Source organism: Burkholderia pyrrocinia (assembly GCF_018417535.1).
Classification (GTDB): Bacteria; Pseudomonadota; Gammaproteobacteria; order Burkholderiales; family Burkholderiaceae; genus Burkholderia; species Burkholderia pyrrocinia_E.
The window spans coordinates 1877083-1896700 of record NZ_CP070977.1 but is presented as its reverse complement, the minus strand read 5'-3'; the positions used below and the strand labels follow the sequence as shown (position 1 = coordinate 1896700).

The window sequence follows — 19618 nt, the reverse complement described above, 5'->3', positions numbered from 1 at the left end:
CGCGCCATTCCGGTTGCTGAAACAAAAAGCCGCGCAATAGCGCGGCTTTTTACATCCGGTGCGGCAGGCGTGAACTGGACTGCGGCGGAAATCAGGCATGCCGGCGCGGCGACCTTGTGATGCAACTAACGGTCAAATCCTGCCAGCGCCCGCATGCATCGCCGCCCGCTCAGTTCACCTTCATCCGCTGCAGCTTGTTGTACAGCGTCTTCGGGCTGATGCCGAGCAGCGTTGCTGCGCGATGGCGCGTGCCGCCGACCGCGTCGAGCGTCGCGCGGATCAGCAGATCCTCGACGTCGGCCAGCGGCGTGCCGACCTTGATCTGCACGCTGCTGCCGTTCAGCGCGGCGCCGGCGGCGAAGCTGGCCTCGCCCGCGCGCAGCGTCTCGATGAAGTCGCCCGATGCGTCGTACGCGAAGCGCACGCGCTCCTGCAGCTCGCGCACGTTGCCGGGCCATTCGTAGGACACGCATTCGCGCACGAAGCCCGGCGCGGCACGCTTGTCGGTGGTGCTGCGGCCGGTTGCGCGTGCTTCGCGGTTCAGTTCGTCGATCAGCGCGTCCGCGATCGCGAGTGCGTCGCCGTCGCGCTCGCGCAGCGGCGGCATCGTGATCGATGCCGCATCGAGGCGCAGCCACAGATCCTCGCGCAGCGTGCCGTTCGCGACCGCTTCGCGCGCCGGGCGGCGCGTGGTCGCGATCAGCCGGAAGTCGCTCGTGATCGCGCTCGTACCGCCGATCCGCATGAAGTTCTGCGAATCGAGCGCATGCAGCAGCGCTTCCTGCAGCACGAGCGGCAGCGCGGTGATCTCGTCGAGGAACAGCGTGCCGCCGCCGGCCTGTTCGAACAGGCCCGATTCGCGGCGCTCGGCGCCGTCGAACGCGCCGCGCTCATGGCCGAACAGCACGCTGTCGAGCGATGCGCCGTGCCGGCCGGCCTGCGCGATCGTGCGGCAGTCGAACGACACGAACGGCCCTTTGCGGCGGCGGCTCAGTTCGTGCAGCGTGCGCGCGGCCAGCTTCTTGCCGGTACCGGCCTCGCCCGCGAACAGCACGGCCGTTTCGGTGCGCGCGTTGTGCTCGATCATGTCGTACACGTGCTGCATCGCGTCGCTGCGACCGACCAGCGCGCCGAAGCGGCCGAGATGGCGCAGCGATGCACGCAGCGACTGCACTTCGTCGATCAGTTCGTACGGGCGGGGGATCCGCGCGAGCAGGCTGCGCAGGCGCGGAATGTTGATCGGCTTCAGCAGGTAGTCCCAGATACCGTGGCGCAGGCCCTCGATTGCGCTCTCGACCGTCGCATTGCCCGTCAGCACGATGACGGGCAGCGAGCCGTTCGGCTGTTGCTGCGGCAGGTGCTGGAGCAGGTCGAACCCGCTGCCGTCCGGCAGGTTCAGGTCGACGAGGACGACATCGGGAATCGAGCGGCCGAGCGCCGTGCGCGCTTCGGCGAGCGACGTGGCCGTGTCGACCGAGAAGCCGTCTGCGGCGAGCAGCGCGGTGAGGCCGGAGAGACTGTTCGGATCGTCTTCGACAATCAGGGCGTGTGGCATGGTGGACGCGAGTCGAGTCAAGAGAGGCGGGCTGTCGGCCATCGGAGCCGCAGTCGCATGTCAGATTAAAAACCGATTTTATGCCCCGCCGAACGCGTAACGCGCATTATTTCTCCGGCGCTATAAAACAGTTACCGATGATACAAATTGAATATCTTTACCGGTGGATTTTGTGCTTGATATGGCACTGGTTTGCGGTCGCTGTTGGCGACAGGCAAACAAAAAGCGCCCCGAAGGGCGCTTTGTTCGATGCGGGTATCGCTGGCGATTACGCGCGGCTGCGGTATTCGTTCGTACGCGTATCGATTTCGATCTTGTCGCCGGTGCTGCAGAACAGCGGCACCTGCAGTTCGAAGCCCGTTGCGAGCTTGGCGTTCTTCAGCACCTTGCCCGACGACGTGTCGCCCTTGACGGCCGGCTCCGTGTAGGTGATCTCGCGAACGAGGATCGTCGGCAGTTCGACCGAGATCGCCTTCTCGTTGTAGAACACGACTTCGCACGCCATGCCGTCTTCGAGGTAGTTCAGCGCTTCGCCCATCATTTCGGCTTCGACTTCGAACTGGTTGTAGTCGGCGTCCATGAACACGTACATCGGATCGGCGAAGTACGAGTACGTCACTTCCTTGCGGTCGAGCACGACGACGTCGAACTTGTCGTCGGCCTTGTAGACCGATTCCTGGCCTGCGTTGGTCAGCAGGTTCTTCATCTTCATCTTGACGACGGCGGCGTTACGGCCCGACTTGTTGTATTCCGTCTTCGAGATGACCCAAGCGTCGCTGCCGATCTGCACGACGTTGCCTACGCGGAGTTCTTGTGCGGTCTTCATAAAAACTGTCCTGATCAAATCAAATAAATAGGTGCCTGAGCGTTGCGCGAGGGCTGACGGCGCAAGCGGTGCGTTCCGGTGGACGCCAAAAGCGAGCGCTTGCGTGGTGAGCCGTCGGATAACCGCTTATTTTAACTGAGATTTTGCATATTCGGCCAGCTTTCCGGCGAGATCGCCGACGGCCGCGAGCGCGTCGGCCCAGCGGGCCGCGTTGGCGTCCAGTGCGGCACGGTGTTGGCGGAAATCGGCCCAGTCGGGCGTGCCGACGCCGTTCCACGCATGCCAGAACCGCTCGAGCGCCGCGCGCGGCGCGTCGGCGAGGCCGGCCGACAGGTGCGCGAGCGCGGCGTCGAGCTTCGGCAGGTGCACGTCGTCGGCCTGCGGGTAGATGTGCCACACGAACGGCTTGCGCGCCCACTGCGCACGGACGAAAGAATCCTCGCCGCGCACGAAATTGATGTCCGCAACCCACAGCAGTGAATCGTAGTCGTCCTGGGGGACGAACGCGAGCCCGTGTGCGACCAGGTTGCCGCTGCTCGCATGCGCACCCGCGCCGAACGACTCGACCCCGAAAAATCGCGCCACGGCAGGCGACACGCGGCCGGCCGGCACGAGCGCAACGACCGGCGACGGGCCGTCGCGCCACTGCGCGAGCAGCGCGTCGACGGCCGGATTCTCGTAGGCGAACAGGCTGACGACCGTCGTGCCGGGTGCCGGCGGCGCGCCGCCGGTTGCGCGCTGCCACCACGCGGCGCGCGCGGCCGCGTCGGTTTCGAATGCAGTGCGGCGCGCATCGAGGTCGTGTTCCTTCAGGACGCCGCCCGTGCCGGCCGACAGGCCCGGGAAGAAGAACGTCTTCAGCAGCGGGTAGCGCGGATGCGGCGACGGCCGCAAATGGAAATCGGCGACCCAGTCCTCGGCGCTCAGGTATTCGAGGTTGATCCACACCGGGCGGCGCGCGCGGCGCGCCATCGCGGCGAGATACGCGCCGGGCAGCTCGCATGCGAACGCCTCGATCACGACATCGGCGATCCCCAGCGCGTCGCCGACTTCCGCATGCCAGTGCTCGATCACGATGCCGTCGACCGTCTGCCGTCCGGCGTCGGGATCGACCCCCGGCAGCAGGCGCGCGAACGTGCGCAGGTCGTCGACGAACAGGCGAACCTGCCAGCCGTGCTCGTGCACGAGCTGGCGCGCGACGCGCCAGCACACGCCGATGTCGCCGAAATTGTCGATCACCGTGCAGAACAGGTCGCAGGCGATCGGTTCGCCCGGTGCGAGCGGCGCGGCGGATTGGGGGGCAGGGGCGGTGCGTGGCATCGAAGCGGGGCGGTGAATGCTCTAAACTGGCGATTCTAATAGACCCGTCCCGCGTTACAAGGCGCCCGGATCACGCATGACATCCCCAGAAGCCTCCGATACTCCGTTCGAACCGAAGAAGATCCTTGCGCAGTTGCCGCACATGCCGGGTGTCTATCGCTATTACGACACGGCGGGCGCCGTCCTCTACGTCGGCAAGGCGCGCGATCTGAAGAAGCGCGTGTCGAGCTATTTCACGAAGACGCAACTGTCGCCGCGCATTGCGATGATGGTCACGCGCATCGCGCGCATCGAGACGACCGTCACGCGCTCGGAAGCCGAGGCGCTGCTGCTCGAGAACAACCTGATCAAGGCGCTCGCGCCGCGCTACAACATCCTGTTTCGCGACGACAAGTCGTATCCGTACCTGAAGCTCACCGCGCACCGTTTTCCGCGGATGGCCTACTACCGCGGCTCGGTCGACAAGCAGAACCAGTATTTCGGGCCGTTCCCGAGCGCGTGGGCCGTGCGCGAGAGCATCCAGATCCTGCAGCGCGTGTTCCAGTTGCGGACCTGCGAGGATTCGGTCTTCAACAACCGCACGCGGCCGTGCCTGCTGCACCAGATCGGGCGTTGCACGGCGCCGTGTGTCGGCGCGATCTCCGACGAGGATTACGCGGTCGACGTGTCGAACGCCGCGCGCTTCCTGCTCGGCCGGCAGTCCGAAGTGATGAAGGAGCTCGAGCAGAAGATGCACGCGTTCGCGGCCGAACTGAAATTCGAGCAGGCGGCGGCCGTGCGCAACCAGATGAGCTCGCTCGCGACGGTGCTGCACCAGCAGGCGATCGAGGTCGGCAGCGACAGCGACGTCGACATCCTGGCGGTGGTCGCGCAGGGCGGCCGCGTGTGCGTGAACCTCGCGATGGTGCGCGGTGGCCGTCATCTCGGCGACAAGGCGTATTTCCCGACGCACGTCGAAAGCGCGCTGACGCTCGCCGAAGGCGGTCTCGGCGACGAGGGCGAGGTGGCGGAAATTGCCGACGCGACCGACGGCGTGATGCCCGACCAGACCGCGGAAGAGGGCGGCAGCGCGCGCGGCGACGCGGCGGCTTCGGTCGAGGCCGAAGTTCTCGACGCATTTATCGCGCAGCACTATCTCGGCAATCGGGTGCCGCCGGTGCTCGTCGTGAGCCATGCGCCCGCGAGCCGCGACCTGCTCGAGCTGCTGTCCGAGCAGGCCGGCCACAAGGTGTCGCTGGTGCGGCAGCCGCAGGGGCAGCGGCGCGCGTGGCTGTCGATGGCCGAGCAGAATGCGCAGATCGCGCTGGCGCGGCTGCTGTCCGAGCAGGGCTCGCAGCAGGCGCGTACGCGCGCGCTCGCGGAGACGCTCAGCTACGAATGCGACGATCTCGCGACGCTGCGGATCGAATGCTTCGACATCAGCCATACGATGGGCGAGGCGACGCAGGCGTCGTGCGTCGTCTATCACCATCACAAGATGCAGTCGGGCGAGTACCGCCGCTACAACATCACCGGCATCACGCCTGGCGACGATTACGCGGCGATGCGACAGGTGCTCACGCGCCGCTACGAGAAGATGGTCGAGCAGGCCGCGCAGGCCGCCGCCGCCGACGATGCGGCGGGCATCGACGGCGAGTCGACGCGCAAGGCCGAGGCGTCGAGCCTGCTGCCGAACCTCGTGCTGATCGACGGCGGCAAGGGTCAGGTCGAAATCGCGCGCCAGGTGTTCACCGAGCTCGGCCTCGACACGTCGATGCTGGTCGGCGTCGCGAAAGGCGAGGGGCGCAAGGTCGGCCTCGAGACGCTCGTATTCGCGGACGACCGCACGCCGCTCGAACTCGGCAAGGAGAGCGCCGCGCTGATGCTCGTCGCGCAGATCCGCGACGAGGCGCACCGTTTCGCGATCACCGGCATGCGCGCGAAGCGGGCGAAGACGCGCCAGACGTCGCGGCTCGAGGAGCTCGAAGGCATCGGCGCGAAGCGCCGGCAGCGGCTGCTCGCGCGGTTCGGCGGGTTGCGCGGCGTCGTTGCCGCGAGCGTCGAGGAGCTCGCGAGCGTCGAGGGCATCTCGCACGCGCTTGCCGAGCAGATCTACAAGCAGCTTCATTGACGCGCCCGTGCGGCCGGCTGCCTTGCCCGCGTTTTAGCGTTCTTGTGGCAGGCCGGTCGACACGGCACAATTGCGAATCCTTTACTGTCCCGGATGCCATGCCGTTCAATTTCCCGATTTTCCTGACGTGGGTGCGGATCGTGCTGATTCCGCTCGTCGTCGGCGTGTTCTATTTGCCGGACACGGTGATGGGCGGCGCGCACCGCAATCTCGCGGCGGCGGCGATCTTCATCCTCGCCGCGCTGACCGACTGGTTCGACGGTTTTCTCGCACGCAAGTGGAACCAGACATCGTCGTTCGGTGCATTTCTCGATCCGGTGGCTGACAAGCTGATGGTGACGGCCGCGCTGCTGATCCTCGTGCAGATTTCGCGCGTCGACGCGGCAATCGCGCTCGTGATCGTCGGCCGCGAGATCGCGATCTCGGCGCTGCGCGAGTGGATGGCGCAGATCGGCGCGTCGAAGAGCGTCGCGGTGAACCAGCTCGGCAAGTTCAAGACCGCGTGCCAGATGGTCGCGATCCCGATGCTGCTGTTCTACGGGCCGTTGCCGCTCGGGGTCGTGACGATCGACACGCGCGTGTGGGGCGAGTGGCTGATGTATCTCGCAGCGGTGCTGACGATCTGGTCGATGCTGTACTACATGAAGCTCGCGTGGCCGCAGATTCGCGAGCGCGGCGGCGCATGACCCGCGCCACGCGTTCGGCGGCGCAGGTCTTTGGAAAAAGGGCTGGAAAAGCCCTTGACATACGAATGTGCCTTCGACATAATCTCGCTTCTCCGCTGCACGGCGAAGTAGGTGCGACGGGGAAGCAGTAGCGCAGCAATACGCGGGAGTAGCTCAGTTGGTAGAGCGCAACCTTGCCAAGGTTGAGGTCGCGAGTTCGAGACTCGTCTCCCGCTCCAGGATTTTTCTGGCAGCGTGTTGGTCGGCAAAGCGCTGCACATGCAGGACAAATGCGGGAGTAGCTCAGTTGGTAGAGCGCAACCTTGCCAAGGTTGAGGTCGCGAGTTCGAGACTCGTCTCCCGCTCCAGGATTTTTCGGCAGCGTGTTGGTCGGCAAAGCGTTGCACATGCAGGACAATGCGGGAGTAGCTCAGTTGGTAGAGCGCAACCTTGCCAAGGTTGAGGTCGCGAGTTCGAGACTCGTCTCCCGCTCCAAGTAATGGGGAAGCCAAGCTTCCCTTTTTATTTGATGGACCTCCGGTCCTCGAATAAAAAATCTGTCGCTTGCCTTCACGGCATCCGGACAGCCCGCTTTTGGCGCGATAGCAAAGCGGTTATGCAGCGGCCTGCAAAGCCGTTTAGGCCGGTTCGACTCCGGCTCGCGCCTCCAGGTAGCAAGAGAAAAAGCCCCGCTTCGGCGGGGCTTTTCTTTTTTCTGCGTGGCTTCGCGGCCGTTGCGGATGCAACGGCGTACAGACGATCAGCCATCCACCGGCTGCGTCGGCGTCTCGAGCTTCAACTGATAAAACGCCGCATCGAGCCAGCGGCCGAACTTGAATCCCGCTTCCGTGATCGTGCCCGAGTGGACGAATCCCAGTTTCGTATGCAGAGCGATGCTTCCGGCATTGGTCGCATCGATACAGCCGACCAGCACATGCACCTGCGCTTCGCGCGCGCGCCGGATCACTTCGCGCAGCAGCAGCTCGCCAAGGCCGCGGCCGCGCTGGTCATGGTGCACGTAGACGCTGTGTTCCACCGTGTACTTGTAAGCGGGGAACGCACGGAACGTGCCCCAGCTCGCGAACCCGAGCAGCGTGCCCGACGCGTCCACCGCGCCGACGACCGGAAAACCGCCCGCGCGCTTTGTCGCGAACCACGTGACCATCGCTTCGGGCGGGCGCGGCCGGTAGTCGTACAGCGCGGTCGAGTTCGCGATCGCGTCGTTCAGGATCTCGAGGATGGCCGCTGCGTGCTCGGTCTCGCTGCAATCGATCAGGCGCACGTCGTCGCGCTGTTGCGGGGAATTCATGTCGACTCCTGTTGGTTTTGAACGGGTCGCGCACACGGCGCGCGCATCGGACGACGGGGCGGGGCGCGCATCACGCGCTCCGCGCGCCGGCGGCGGACGCATCGCAGATCACGACGACATAGCGCGCGGCATGCGGCGACGGGTTGCTGAAGATCAGCGGCTGATCGAGCCGCAGGGCCAGACAGTCGCCTTCGTGAAGTTCGTGAAGCTCGCCGCCGAACGTGACGTCGACGCGGCCGCGGACGATCCACACCTGCTGATGCAGCGCGCTTTCGCGTCCGCCGCTGTCGTACGCGACGCGCGCGCCGGGCGGGAAATCGACCTCGACGAGCTGGAGCGGCGACGGCCAGCCGGGCGGGGACAGATTGCGCCGCACATAGCCGGACGCCGGATCGCGCCATTCTGCCTGCTGCGCGCGCCGAGCCAGCGGCTGCGCGGGCGTGTCGTCCTGGTCGCCGCCGAACAGCCCGGCCAGCGATACGCCGAGACCTGCCGCGAGCTTGTCGAGCACGACGGCCGTCGGGCTGGCCGACGCGCGTTCGATGAGCGAGATCATCGAACGGCTGACGCCGGAGCGCGCGGCCAGCGCATCGAGCGTGTAGCCTCGAACAGTGCGCAGGTCGCGCACGCGTCGGGCAATGCGCTCGTTGATGCCGGTATCGTCGGCTGCGGGTGTCACTGATTCTTGCATGATGGATTTATTCTCCAGCAAACTGGAAATCGGTGTCAACGGCATTTATAGCGGCCAACCGATGGCGCGACGGCCTCCGTACGGCTTGCCCGGCAGTCGCGCGCAGCGTAATATACGAATCGACTACGTTTCGTTTAATTGGGGATATATGGGCATCATCAAGATTTCCGAGCACATGCACGAGCGGCTGCGCTCGACCAGCACGGCGCTGAGCCGTTCGATCAACGCGCAGGCCGAACACTGGCTGCGTGTCGGGATGCTGGCGGAACTCAATCCGGCGCTGTCGTACGGCGACATCTGCCGGATGCTGATCGAGGCCGAAGCTCGGGGCGGCGACACCGGGCCGGCGGAGCCGGTCGCGCACGGCATCGAGCAGGTGGCGTAATGGCGAAGCGCGAAATCCCGATCCGCGGCAACGCAGAAATCGCCAAGTCGCGCGAGGCCGCGAAGCTCGCGTCACAGGTGCTGACGATGATCACCGAGCATGTGAAGCCGGGTGTCTCCACTGACGAACTGGACGCGCGCTGCCGCGAATACATCGTCGACGTGCTCGGCGCGATACCGGCGAACATCGGCTACCACGGTTATCCGAAGACCCTGTGCGCGTCGGTCAACCACGTGGTCTGTCACGGCATTCCGTCGCCACGGCCGATGCGCGACGGCGACATCGTGAACCTCGATATCGCGGTGATCAAGGACGGCTGGTACGGCGATACGAGCCGCATGTATTTCGTCGGCGAACCGGGCGAACTCGCGCGGCGCCTCGTCGCGGCGACCTACGAGGCGATGCACGCGGGCATCCGCGCGGTGCGTCCGGGCGCGACGCTGGGCGATGTCGGTTATGCGATCCAGCAGGTCGCGCATCGCGAAGGGTTCAGTGTGGTCCGCGAGTACTGCGGGCACGGCATCGGCGACGTCTATCACGACGAGCCGCAGGTGCTTCACTACGGCCGTCCGGGCACCGGCGTGCCGCTGCGGCCGGGGATGATCTTCACGATCGAGCCGATGCTCAACGCGGGCAAGCGCGACACGCGCGTGCTGCCGGACGGCTGGACGGTCGTCACGAAAGACCATTCGCTGTCCGCGCAATGGGAGCACATGGTCGTGGTGACGGAAACGGGCTTCGAGGTGCTGACCGACGATGCGAAGCCGCAGGCGTTCGCGGCGCTTTCCGGCTCGCACGCTGCCTGACGCCTGCAGTGCGCCGTACATTGCGGCGCAGCAGCCCAATTGATCGGGCCCCGTCGCGGGGCCCGTTTCGTTCGAGGTCGCGCGGCGCGATTCGCGCGCGATCGCGGCGACCGGCCGCGGGATGCTTAACCGCGGCGTAATCGCGACTTAACCGCGCGCCTTCTGCCACGCGTGTTCGACGAACACGCGGCACAACGCTTCCATTCCTTTGCGGTCTTCGTCGTCGAAGCGCGCGGCGACCGGGCTGTCGACGTCCCACACGCCGATCAACGTGCCGTCGCCGGCCACCAGCGGCACGACGATTTCCGATTCCGATGCCGCATCGCACGCGATATGGCCGGGGAAGTCATGCACGTCGCGCACGACCTGCGTCGCGCGCGTCTGCGCGGCCGTGCCGCACACGCCCTTGCCGAGCGCGATCCGCACGCACGCGGGTTTGCCCTGGAACGGCCCGACCACGAGTTCGGTCCCGTCGAAGAAGTAGAAGCCGGCCCAGTTGAGGCGGTCGAGCGAGTGGTAGACGAGCGCGGAGAAATTCGCCGCGTTCGCGGTCAGGTCGCGTTCGGACTCGACGAGCGCGCGGGCCTGCTCGACGAGCGTCGCGTATTGATCGGCCTTGGAGGCGGTGGGGTCGTTGGACAGCGTGAACATGGCAGGAAAACGATAGGGGTTGTGAAAATGCGCGATGCGCGTACCGCAGTCTACGGCACGCGCGTGCGGTCTACAGCGCGCGGTCGCGTACGATGCGCGCGCGCTCAATCGGGCTCGAGTTCCGCGAACCGCTCCGCCAGAAAATCGAGCAGCGCCCGCACCGCGGGCAGCAGCCCTCGGCGCGACGCGAACACCGCGTGCACGATCTCGCGGCGCGGCGCCCAGTCCGGCAGTACCGTTGTCAGTTCGCCGCGCGCGACCTCGTCGCGCACCATCATCGTCGGCAACTGCACGACACCGACGCCCGCGACCGCCGCCGCGCGCAGTGCGAGCATGCCGCCCGTCACGAAGCGCGGCTGGTGATGGATTTCGGCCTGAGCGCCGTCGGGCCCGCGCAGCCGCCACACGTGCGCGGACTGCGGCACGCCGTGATCGAGGCTCGGCAGGCGCGCGAGATCGGCGGGAACGGCCGGCACGCCGCGCTCGCGCAGCAGCGCGGGGCTCGCGACGAGGCACTGGCCGCGCTCGGCCAGCACGCGCAGCGCGAGATCGCTGTCCTCGAGCGGCGGCGGACGTACGCGGATCGCGACGTCGATGCCTTCGCCGACCACGTCGACGCGCCGGTTGGTCGCTTCCAGGTGGATCTCGACGCGCGGGCACGCGGCCATGAACGCGGCGATCATCGCGCCGACCAGCGAATCGAGCAGCACGACCGGGCAACTGACGCGCACGATGCCGCGCGGCTCCTCGTGCAGCAGCGCGATCGCCTCGTCGGCGGCATCGGCCTCGACGAGCATCGCACGGCAATGCGCGTAATAGGTCTGGCCGACGTCGGTGACGGTGAAGCGGCGTGTCGAGCGCTGGATCAGCCGCATCCCGAGCCGTTCCTCGAGCAGCGCGATGCGGCGGCTCAGCTTCGATTTCGGCAGGTCCAGCGCGCGCCCGGCAGGCGCGAAGCCGCCATGCTCGACGACCTGCACGAAGTAGTAGAGATCGTTCAGATCCCGCTCTTTATCGTTCATGAAATGGAACGCTGAGTGCGATTTTGGCAGTCTACCGGATCGATCGTTCCACCTCTATATTCGTACTCAGGATGCGAAACACGTGTTTCGCCGCAATTTGGAGAGGGCAATGAAGAAGATCCAGGGTGTGTACAGTGCGCCGCGCGGCCATTGGGTCGGCGACGGTTTCCCGGTGCGTTCGATGTTCAGCTACCAGTCTCACGGCACGCACCTGAGCCCGTTCCTGCTGCTCGATTACGCGGGCCCCGCGACGTTCGAGCCGGCTACGGCGCCGCGCGGCGTCGGCCAGCATCCGCACCGCGGGTTCGAAACGGTGACGATCGTCTATGACGGCGAGGTCGCTCACCGCGACTCGACCGGCGCGGGCGGCGTGATCGGCCCGGGCGACGTGCAGTGGATGACGGCCGCGAGCGGGATCCTGCACGAGGAATTCCACTCGGAGGCATTCACGAAGCGTGGCGGTCCGCTCGAGATGGTGCAGTTGTGGGTGAACCTGCCCGCCGCGGACAAGATGGGGGCGCCCGGCTACCAGACGCTGCTGAACGCGGACATCCCCGTGGTCGAGCTGCCGGACGGCGCGGGGCGTGCGCGGATCATCGCGGGCGAACTCGACGGGCGGCGCGGCCCGGCCCGCACGCACACGCCGATCGACGTGTGGGACGTGCGGCTCGTGGCAGGTGGCCATGCGCGGTTTCCGGTCGCCGAAGGGCGCACGCTCGCGGTGGTCGTGCTGAGCGGCACGGTGCAGGTGAACGGCGAGACGGTCGCCCGCGAAGCGCAGTTCGTGCAACTGGGGCGTGACGGCCGCGACGTCGAGATCGAAGCGAACGGCGATGCGAAGCTGCTGATCCTGAGCGGCGAGCCGATCGACGAGCCCGTCGTCGGTTACGGGCCGTTCGTGATGAACTCGCAAGCGGAGATCCGTACAGCTATCGACGACTTCAACAGCGGCCGGTTCGGCCAGATGCCGGCATGACGGACAGGCCCCGCGCCATGCGGGGCCTTTTTTCGCGCGCGGGCGAATGGTCGCGCGCCGTATGCGCTTCGAGGCATAATCGACGGTTGCCGCGCGCCGGCCGGCGCGCTCGAATCAGGACCCCAGATGAACGCATCCGCACCCGCTGCTTCCCCGAGCGCCGCCGATCTCGACTGGCGCTGGAAATCCTTCGACGCGCTGACGGCGCGCGAAATCTATTCGATCCTCGAAGCGCGCAGCGCGGTGTTCGTGGTCGAGCAAAACTGTGTGTATCGCGACATCGACGACGCGGACCAGGCCGCATGGCATCTGGCCGCGTACGATCCGGCCGGCCGCCTGGCCGGCTATCTGCGCGTGCTGTTGCCCGATGCGCAGAATACCGACGTGCGGATCGGCCGCGTGCTGACGACCGCCGCGTTTCGCGGCGCGGGCCTCGGCAACGGGCTGCTGTCGCGCGCGCTCGAGCATATCCGCGCGCAGTGGCCGGATGTGCCCGTGAGCCTGCATGCGCAGGCCCACTTGCAGCGTTTTTACGGGGCATTCGGCTTTACGCCGAGTTCGGACGTGCACGACGAGGACGGCATCCCGCACGTGTGGATGAGCAGCGCGCGCGCGTGATGCGCCACGCGCCGCGCGGCGGTCAGTGCGAGGCGCGCGCCACCGACGGCTGGTCCGTGCGCGGGGCGGCCCGTTCGCCGATCAGGCGCCCGCGCGCGGACAGTCGCAGCCAGTGCCGCAGCGCGATCAGCGCGCCGATCACGCTCATCATCGAGCCGGGAATCCACAGCAGCAGGCCACCGATCTGCTGGTCGCGCAGCGGGCTCAGCCACGTGAACGCGCGGCCGCAGATCGAGTAGATCGGATACAGCTCGTGCGGCGTGAAGAAGATCAGTGCACCGAGCGCGATCTGCGGCGGGATCGCCGCGACGACGATCAGGATCCGGCGGCCCGGCGACAGCCGCGCGGGCGGCGCGGGACGCGGATCGACGACGAGCCACCAGAACAGCAGCCCGTCGATCACCATGCTCCAGTTCATCACGCGATAGAGACGCCAGTCGAGCATCGCGATGAAGTGGATCGGCGACAGCAGCCAGAAATAGATCAGCCCGACGAACAGCACGACCGCGACGACGGGATGGAACACCACGTCGAGCGTCGCGCGCACGGGCGCCCACGCGAGCGCGGGACGCACGAAGCGCTGCCGCCAACTGAACGGAATACCTGCCCGAATCGCCGCGCCCGGATAGGACAGTGCGATGAAGAACGGCCCGAGATGGTGCAGCACGAGATGCTGCGCGCGGTGCAGGAAGAATTCGTGCTCGAAGAAATAATCGAGCCGCGTATGCAGCGCGATGTAGAGCGCCGTCAGCCCGAACCAGAACGAGAACTGCCGCAGCGGCGACACCTTCGCCTTCTTCACGCCGCGCGCGAACAGCACGGCGGCCGTCAGCACCGCGATGACGACGGTTGGCGACGGTTCCCACGGATCGAGCCAGTACAGGAGGTTCATCGCGCGCGCATTACTTTGCCTGGGCCGGCGACTTCACCGCGAACGGCGCGTCGACCGTTTCGCCGTCGGAGAATTTCAGGCGCAGGTGCACGGTGTCACCGGGCTTGATCGCGTGCTTCGGCTCCTCGAGCATGAAGTGGTAGCCGCCCGGCGCGATGTCGACCTTGCCGCGCGCGGGGATCGTCAGCTTGTCGACCATTTCCATCTTCTGCGTCGAGCCGTTCGAGACGGTCTGGTGCAGCATCGTCATCCCGTAGTCGGGGCTGTCGACGTCGACGAGATCGACCGGCTTGTCGCCCGTGTTCACGAGCGTCACGTAGCCGCCGGCGGGCAGCTTGTTCGGCAGCCAGCGCACCCACGCGTTCTGCGCGGTGATCGCGCCGGCGGCATAGGCTTGGGCGCCGGCGCACAGCGCGGCGAGGAGGGCGAACGCCTTGAGTGTCGTCTTCGTCTTCATGTTGGAATGCATTCAGGTAGTGGAGGCGGTGTCGATGATCCGGCGCACGTCGGCGGCGATGGCGTCGGGCGAGTCGCGGTCGGTCGCGAGCAGGCGCGCACGGCCGGTCGCGTCGAAGATGTAGACGGCCGAGCTGTGCGTGACTTCGTAGCCGCCGGACGGATCGCGTTTTTCCATCTGGTACGCGACGCGATAGCGTTTCGCGAGCGATTCGATCTGGCGATCGGTGCCGGTCAGGCCGCGCGCATGCGCGGCGTCGAACGCGGCGACATACGACTGCATTGCCTGCGGCGTGTCGCGCGCGGGATCGACCGAGACGAACAGGATGCGCACGTCGTTCGCCTGCGGGCCGAGTTTCGCGAGCACTTCCATCAGCCGCGCCATCGTTTCGGGGCAGACATCGGGGCAGTGCGTATAGCCGAAGTAGACGAGCGCGACCTGGCCGTGAAACGCATCGGCGTCGACGGGATGGCCGTCACCGCCCGTCAGCGTGAACGACAGGTCGGGCAGGTGGCCGGTGACGTTGGTCAGGTTCCAGCGCGGCTCGTCGTGCGTGCACGCGGCGAGCGCCACGGCGGCGGCGAGTGCCGCGGCCGTGCGGATGAAGCGTGAGAAGCGCCGGTGCGGCGCGGGACGGGCAAACGACATCCTGGGGCTCGATCGGACGGAAGGGGGACCGGCCGGCGCGGCGCCATGCGTCGCGCGGCAGGCGGTTGCGACTGTAGCGCAATTCGCGCGCCCGCGTCCTTTCGAAACCCGTACGGCACGGGCGAGCGGGGCAATATGTCGCAGTTGACGCGGCCGGCGGCGCGCTGCTTGCGATGCGCCGGTTTCGCCCAACTCGATGCGCAGGCGCGGTAAGATGCGCACAATTCCATGCGCGCAGCGGCGGCCCGGCCATTGCCGGCCGCCCCTCAGACTATCGAATCGATGCAATCCGTTCCGGCTTCCCTGTCCCTGACCGATACCGCGTTCTTCTTCGACTTCGACGGCACGCTCGTCGAACTGGCGCCGACGCCCGACAGCATTCACGTTCCGCCGTCGCTGTTGACGCTGCTCGACGAGCTGCGCCGCCGCTCGCACGGCGCGGTCGCGATCGTGTCCGGGCGCGGAATCGACAACCTCGACACGTTCCTGAAGATGCCCGGCCTGCCGATTGCCGGCCTGCACGGCGCGGAGCGCCGCGATGCGAACGGCGACACGCAGCGTATCGGCTTCAACGACGAACGTCTGCTGCGCATCGAGCGCGAGCTCGCGGCCGTCGTCGATCGCCATCCGGGCATGCTGCTCGAAATCAAGGGCGCGGCCGTCGCGCTGCATTTTCGCAATGCGCCCGAGCGCGAAGTGGCGGCGCGCGAAGCGACCGAGCGGCTCGTCGCCGACTATGCCGATGCGTATGTGCTGCAGCCCGGCAAGATGGTGTTCGAGATCAAGCCGAAGAGTGTCGACAAGGGGCGCGCGCTGGCCGCGTTCCTCAACGAGCCGCCGTTCGCGGGCCGCGTGCCGCTGTTCGCGGGCGACGACCTGACGGACGAGAAGGGCTTCGCGGTGGTCAATGCGCGTGGCGGCCTGTCGATCAAGGTCGGTGCGGGCGAGACGTCTGCCCGCATGCGGCTCGACTCGGTCGACGCGCTGCACGAGCAGATCGCGCGCTGGCTTGGCGCGGGGCAGCCGCACGCATGAGCCGTCTCATCATCGTTTCAAACCGCGTCGCACCGATTTCGGAAGGCGAACCGGCGGCGGGCGGCCTCGCGATCGGCGTCTACGATGCGCTGAAGGAGACGGGCGGGATGTGGTTCGGCTGGAGCGGCGAGGTCGTCGCATCCGGCGCGCCGCAGATCCGCGTCGAGGAGCGCGGGCCGGTGACGTTCGCGACCGTCGGCCTGTCGCGCCGCGATTACGACCAGTACTACCGCGGTTTCTCGAACGCGACGCTGTGGCCCGCGTTCCATTACCGCGCGGACCTGATCCAGTACGACCGCCACGAATTCGACGGCTACCGCCGCGTCAACGTCTGGCTTGCGCAGCAGCTCGTGCCGCTGCTGCAGGACGACGACGTGATCTGGGTGCACGACTATCACCTGATCCCGTTCGCGCGTGCGCTGCGCGAGGCTGGCGTGAAGAACCGCATCGGCTTCTTCCTGCACATTCCGTTTCCGGCCGCGCAGGTGCTCGTCAACGTGCCGCCGCACCGCGAACTCGTCGAGTCGCTGTGTGCGTTCGACCTGCTCGGTTTCCAGACCGAGCCTGACCTGCGCGCGTTCTGCGACTACGTCGAATTCGAGGCGGGCGGCGAGATCGAGCGCGACGGCTACACGGTCCGCGTGCGCGCGTTCGGCCAGACGCTGCGCGCGGCCGCCTATCCGATCGGCGTGTATCCGGACGAGATCGCATCGCTCGCGCAGGCGGGCGAGCACGGCAAGGCCGTACGCACGCTCGCGACGTCGCTGCGCGGGCGGCAACTGATCATGAGCGTCGACCGGCTCGATTATTCGAAGGGGCTCGTCGAGCGGTTCCGCGCGTTCGAGAAACTGCTCGAGCACCAGGCGTCGATCCGCAATCGTGTGTCGTTCCTGCAGATCGCGCCGTCGACGCGCGCGGACCTGCGCGCGTACCAGGACATCCGCCTGCAGCTCGAAGCGGAGTCGGGGCGCATCAACGGGCGCTACGCGGAGCTCGACTGGGCGCCGATCCTCTACATTCATCGCCAGTACGACCGCCAGGTGCTGGCCGCGCTGTACCGGCTCGCACGCGTGGGCTTCGTGACGCCGCTGCGCGACGGGATGAACCTCGTCGCGAAGGAGTACGTGTCCGCGCAGAATCCGGACGATCCGGGCGTGCTCGTGCTGTCGCGCTTCGCGGGCGCCGCGCGCGAGCTGACAGGCGCGCTGATCGTCAATCCGATCGATATCGACGGGATGGCCGATGCGCTGTCGCAAGCGCTGACGATGCCGCTCGCCGAACGGCGCGCGCGTTATACGGACATGATCGCGCAGCTTCGCGAGAACAATGTATCCGTGTGGCGCGACAACTTCCTGCGCGATCTGCAGCACGGCTAGCCGGCAGGTCCGGCGCATCGCGTGGCGCGTTTCGCACCATGCCGACAGGCCGTTCCCGATGCAATGAAAAAAGCCGCGGTGCGTGAAGCACGGCGGCTTTTTATCGGCTGCGCGCGGACGCGTCAGGCCACGCGTTCGCCGGTCGGCGTGTTGCCGTCGGGTGCCGCGTGATGGCGGCCGTGCTGCTTCGCGAGCAGGTCGCGATACAGGCCAGGGCGGTTGCGCAGTACGTCGGGGCTGCCGTCGTCGATCACCTTGCCGTTGCTCATCACGATGATCCGGTCGAAGTTGCGCAGCGTCGACAGGCGGTGGGCGATCGCGATCACCGTGCGGCCGACCATCAGGCGGTCGAGCGCGCTCTGGATCGCTTCCTCGGACGCGCTGTCGAGCGCCGACGTCGCTTCGTCGAGCAACAGGATCGGCGCATCCTTCAGGATCGCGCGTGCGATCGCGATGCGCTGGCGCTGGCCGCCGGACAGCTTGACGCCGCGGTCGCCGACGATCGTGTCATAGCCTTCCGGCATTGCCTCGATGAACTCCGCGCAGCGCGCGTCGCGCGCGGCGGCGAGCACCTGGTCGCGGGTCGCATCGGGGCGGCCGTACGCGATGTTGTCGTAGATCGTCCGGTGCAGCAGCGAGATGTCCTGCGGCACTAGCGCGATCGCGTGGCGCAGGCTGTCCTGCGTGATCGTCTTCACGTCCTGGCCGTCGACCTTCACGATGCCGTCCTGCGTATCGTAGAAGCGCTGCAGCAGTGCGAGCACGGTCGACTTGCCGGCGCCCGACTTGCCGATCAGGCCGACGCGCTGACCCGGTTCGATATGGAGGTCGAAGTGGTCGAGGATCGCGCGGCGGTGCGGATACGCGAAGGTCACGCGCTCGAAGTCGACGCGGCCGCCCTTGGCCGACAGCGGTTGCGCGTCGGAGTGGTCCTGCATCCCGTGCGGCTCGAGCAGCGTCTTCACGGCTTCGGACAGGCGCGCGATGTGCTGCGTGACATCGACGAGCGCGACCGCGAGATCGCGCGTGCCGTGCAGGATCGTGAAGCCGAGCGAGCTGACGAGCACGATGTCGCCCGACGTCGCGCGGCCCTGGTCCCACAGCCACAGTGCCCAGCCGAGCAAGCCGGCGGACAGCATCGCGGTGATCACCGCGTGCAGCAGGCGCAGCTTCTCGAGATAGAGCAGGCTCTGCTGGCGCGCGTCCATCTCGGCCTTGACCGTCGCGCCGAAGCGCTTCTGTTCGCGCAGCGTCATCCCGAACGCACGCACGAGGCCCATGTTGCCGATCACGTCGACGAGTTCGCCGTCGACCGCCGCGGCCTTTGCGGCGAACGCATGGTGGCGGGCCGAGCCGCGCCCGGCGAGCTTGAACAGGATGACGGACAGCACGGCCGAGCAGCCGAGCAGGCCGGCGGCCATCAACGGATTGACGACGATGATCATCAGGATCGCGCCCATCACCGCGATGCACGGTGGAAGCACGTTCCACGCCATCGTGTTCTCGGACGTGTAGACCGCGTTCGACGTGGCGGTGATGCGGCTCGCGAGCGTGCCGGGCTGCTTTTCCGAGTAGTAGGTCGGCGAATGGCCGATCAGGTACTGGAACAGGTCGCGCCGCAGGTCGCCGGTGACCGCGACGAACGTGTGCGCGGCGACCCAGCCGCCGACGCGCCACAGCAGGTTGTCGGCCGCGATCAGCCCGACGAGCAGCGCGAACGCGCTCCACAGCGGGCCCGGATGATGGCGCCCGGTTGCCAGCACGTCGATCAGGTGCTTGATCGCGTATTGCGAGCCGAGTGCGCAGCCGACGGCGGCCAGCACGCTGCACAGCACGATGAGGTGGGCGACGGGGTGCAGGCGGATGTAGCGGAACAGGAACGCGATCGGCCGGTGCGCGTAGCTCGACAGCTTCGCGTTGTGGGCGTTGCGCTGGGCAGGGGTGAGAGATTCCAAAATATGCGTGCGGTGATTCGGTGATTGAGCGTTGCGGCGGGTTCGCATGCCGACGTTCGCCCGGACTGAATAATCCGGCATTGTAAACAAGGCCGTGCGTCGCGCTGCGCGAATCTTGCCTTGTGCAGGGGCTCGCGATCGATTTTGAGATAAAATCCGGCATCCCGTCCCGCTTCATGTGCCGGAATCACGCTGCCGGCAGTCACGGGTGACAAGGATCGCCAAAAGGGCCTTCCACTCTAGAACGGACACCCGAGTCCGCGGGTTGCAAAGTGTTGCGCCTTTGTAACAAAGTAAAGTGTTTGAAATGTTGTGCGCCGT

19 protein-coding genes and 4 tRNA genes are annotated in these 19618 nt (G+C 66.9%); 12 read left to right on the top strand and 11 right to left on the bottom strand.

Annotation, left to right across the window (positions count from 1 at the left end; genetic code table 11):
* Window positions 1-169: 169 nt before the first annotated feature.
* From JYG32_RS08775 to earP, 3 genes are all read right to left on the bottom strand, one after another.
* Window positions 170-1555: a sigma-54-dependent transcriptional regulator gene (locus JYG32_RS08775; protein ID WP_213265325.1), complete on the bottom strand. Its 1386-nt coding sequence runs from the start codon at window positions 1553-1555 to the stop codon at window positions 170-172.
* Window positions 1556-1823: 268 nt separating this feature from the next.
* Window positions 1824-2381, bottom strand: a complete 558-nt coding sequence (efp, locus tag JYG32_RS08770; protein ID WP_174381908.1) for an elongation factor P — start codon at window positions 2379-2381, stop codon at window positions 1824-1826.
* 126 nt (window positions 2382-2507) lie between these two features.
* A complete protein-coding gene (gene earP / locus JYG32_RS08765; protein WP_213265324.1) occupies window positions 2508-3701 on the bottom strand; it encodes an elongation factor P maturation arginine rhamnosyltransferase EarP in 1194 nt (397 codons plus the stop codon).
* Window positions 3702-3777: 76 nt separating this feature from the next.
* Between earP and uvrC the strand changes: the two genes are divergently transcribed.
* The 6 genes from uvrC to JYG32_RS08735 all read left to right on the top strand — a co-directional run bounded on the left by uvrC (window position 3778) and on the right by JYG32_RS08735 (window position 7146).
* Window positions 3778-5811, top strand: coding sequence for an excinuclease ABC subunit UvrC (gene uvrC / locus JYG32_RS08760; RefSeq protein ID WP_213265323.1), 2034 nt, complete (start codon window positions 3778-3780; stop codon window positions 5809-5811).
* Window positions 5812-5909: 98 nt separating this feature from the next.
* Window positions 5910-6497, top strand: coding sequence for a CDP-diacylglycerol--glycerol-3-phosphate 3-phosphatidyltransferase (pgsA, locus tag JYG32_RS08755; protein WP_011544951.1), 588 nt, complete (start codon window positions 5910-5912; stop codon window positions 6495-6497).
* 142 nt (window positions 6498-6639) lie between these two features.
* A tRNA-Gly gene (locus JYG32_RS08750) sits at window positions 6640-6715 on the top strand.
* A 53-nt stretch (window positions 6716-6768) separates the two neighbouring features.
* A tRNA-Gly gene (locus JYG32_RS08745) sits at window positions 6769-6844 on the top strand.
* 51 nt (window positions 6845-6895) lie between these two features.
* Window positions 6896-6971 (top strand) — tRNA-Gly (locus tag JYG32_RS08740).
* Window positions 6972-7072: 101 nt separating this feature from the next.
* Window positions 7073-7146: transfer RNA gene (locus tag JYG32_RS08735), tRNA-Cys, on the top strand.
* Window positions 7147-7236: 90 nt separating this feature from the next.
* Here JYG32_RS08735 and JYG32_RS08730 read toward each other — a convergent pair.
* Together JYG32_RS08730 and JYG32_RS08725 are read right to left on the bottom strand one after the other, a co-directional pair.
* Window positions 7237-7785 carry a GNAT family N-acetyltransferase gene (locus JYG32_RS08730; RefSeq protein WP_213265322.1) on the bottom strand — a complete coding sequence of 183 codons (549 nt, stop codon included), beginning with the start codon at window positions 7783-7785 and terminating at the stop codon, window positions 7237-7239.
* Between the two features lie 70 nt (window positions 7786-7855).
* Entirely contained in the window at window positions 7856-8476 is a 621-nt protein-coding gene (locus JYG32_RS08725; RefSeq protein ID WP_213265321.1) for a helix-turn-helix domain-containing protein, read from the bottom strand.
* A 148-nt stretch (window positions 8477-8624) separates the two neighbouring features.
* On the opposite strand from JYG32_RS08725, the gene JYG32_RS08720 reads away from it, so the two are divergent.
* Together JYG32_RS08720 and map are read left to right on the top strand one after the other, a co-directional pair.
* A complete protein-coding gene (locus JYG32_RS08720; protein WP_174381913.1) occupies window positions 8625-8861 on the top strand; it encodes a ParD-like family protein in 237 nt (78 codons plus the stop codon).
* Window positions 8861-9667, top strand: a complete 807-nt coding sequence (map, locus tag JYG32_RS08715; protein WP_213265320.1) for a type I methionyl aminopeptidase — start codon at window positions 8861-8863, stop codon at window positions 9665-9667. The genes JYG32_RS08720 and map overlap by 1 nt, the downstream gene beginning before the upstream one ends.
* A 147-nt stretch (window positions 9668-9814) precedes the next feature.
* Here map and JYG32_RS08710 read toward each other — a convergent pair whose 3' ends face one another.
* Entirely contained in the window at window positions 9815-10318 is a 504-nt protein-coding gene (locus tag JYG32_RS08710) for a GAF domain-containing protein (protein ID WP_174381915.1), read from the bottom strand.
* 104 nt (window positions 10319-10422) lie between these two features.
* The gene (locus JYG32_RS08705) at window positions 10423-11340 is read right to left on the bottom strand and encodes a LysR family transcriptional regulator (protein WP_213265319.1); all 918 of its coding nucleotides are present in this window, start codon (window positions 11338-11340) and stop codon (window positions 10423-10425) included.
* A 109-nt stretch (window positions 11341-11449) separates the two neighbouring features.
* Here JYG32_RS08705 and JYG32_RS08700 point away from each other — a divergent pair, with 109 nt between their 5' ends.
* Both JYG32_RS08700 and JYG32_RS08695 read left to right on the top strand, forming a co-directional pair.
* A complete protein-coding gene (locus JYG32_RS08700; protein ID WP_174381917.1) occupies window positions 11450-12316 on the top strand; it encodes a pirin family protein in 867 nt (288 codons plus the stop codon).
* Between the two features lie 126 nt (window positions 12317-12442).
* A complete protein-coding gene (locus JYG32_RS08695; RefSeq protein WP_213265318.1) occupies window positions 12443-12934 on the top strand; it encodes a GNAT family N-acetyltransferase in 492 nt (163 codons plus the stop codon).
* A gap of 22 nt (window positions 12935-12956) precedes the next feature.
* Here the strand turns inward: JYG32_RS08695 and JYG32_RS08690 are convergent, their stop codons facing one another.
* Genes JYG32_RS08690 through JYG32_RS08680 form a run of 3 tightly spaced genes read right to left on the bottom strand, consistent with a single transcriptional unit; the run spans window position 12957 to window position 14931 of the window.
* Window positions 12957-13826 (bottom strand): cytochrome c oxidase assembly protein, encoded by an 870-nt coding sequence (locus JYG32_RS08690; RefSeq protein WP_174381919.1) that lies wholly within the window; start codon window positions 13824-13826, stop codon window positions 12957-12959.
* A 10-nt stretch (window positions 13827-13836) separates the two neighbouring features.
* On the bottom strand, window positions 13837-14283 hold the full coding sequence (locus tag JYG32_RS08685) for a copper chaperone PCu(A)C (RefSeq protein WP_213265317.1): 447 nt from the start codon (window positions 14281-14283) through the stop codon (window positions 13837-13839).
* 12 nt (window positions 14284-14295) lie between these two features.
* Complete coding sequence (locus JYG32_RS08680) at window positions 14296-14931, bottom strand: SCO family protein (RefSeq protein ID WP_213265316.1); 636 nt, start codon at window positions 14929-14931, stop codon at window positions 14296-14298.
* A gap of 282 nt (window positions 14932-15213) precedes the next feature.
* Between JYG32_RS08680 and otsB the strand changes: the two genes are divergently transcribed.
* Together otsB and otsA are read left to right on the top strand one after the other, a co-directional pair.
* On the top strand, window positions 15214-15966 hold the full coding sequence (gene otsB / locus JYG32_RS08675; RefSeq protein ID WP_174381922.1) for a trehalose-phosphatase: 753 nt from the start codon (window positions 15214-15216) through the stop codon (window positions 15964-15966).
* Complete coding sequence (otsA, locus tag JYG32_RS08670) at window positions 15963-17342, top strand: alpha,alpha-trehalose-phosphate synthase (UDP-forming) (RefSeq protein WP_174381923.1); 1380 nt, start codon at window positions 15963-15965, stop codon at window positions 17340-17342. Before otsB ends, otsA begins: the two co-directional genes overlap by 4 nt.
* 122 nt (window positions 17343-17464) lie before the next feature.
* On the opposite strand, the gene JYG32_RS08665 is transcribed toward otsA, so the two are convergent.
* Window positions 17465-19297, bottom strand: coding sequence for an ABC transporter ATP-binding protein (locus JYG32_RS08665; protein ID WP_174381924.1), 1833 nt, complete (start codon window positions 19295-19297; stop codon window positions 17465-17467).
* Window positions 19298-19618 lie beyond the last annotated feature (321 nt).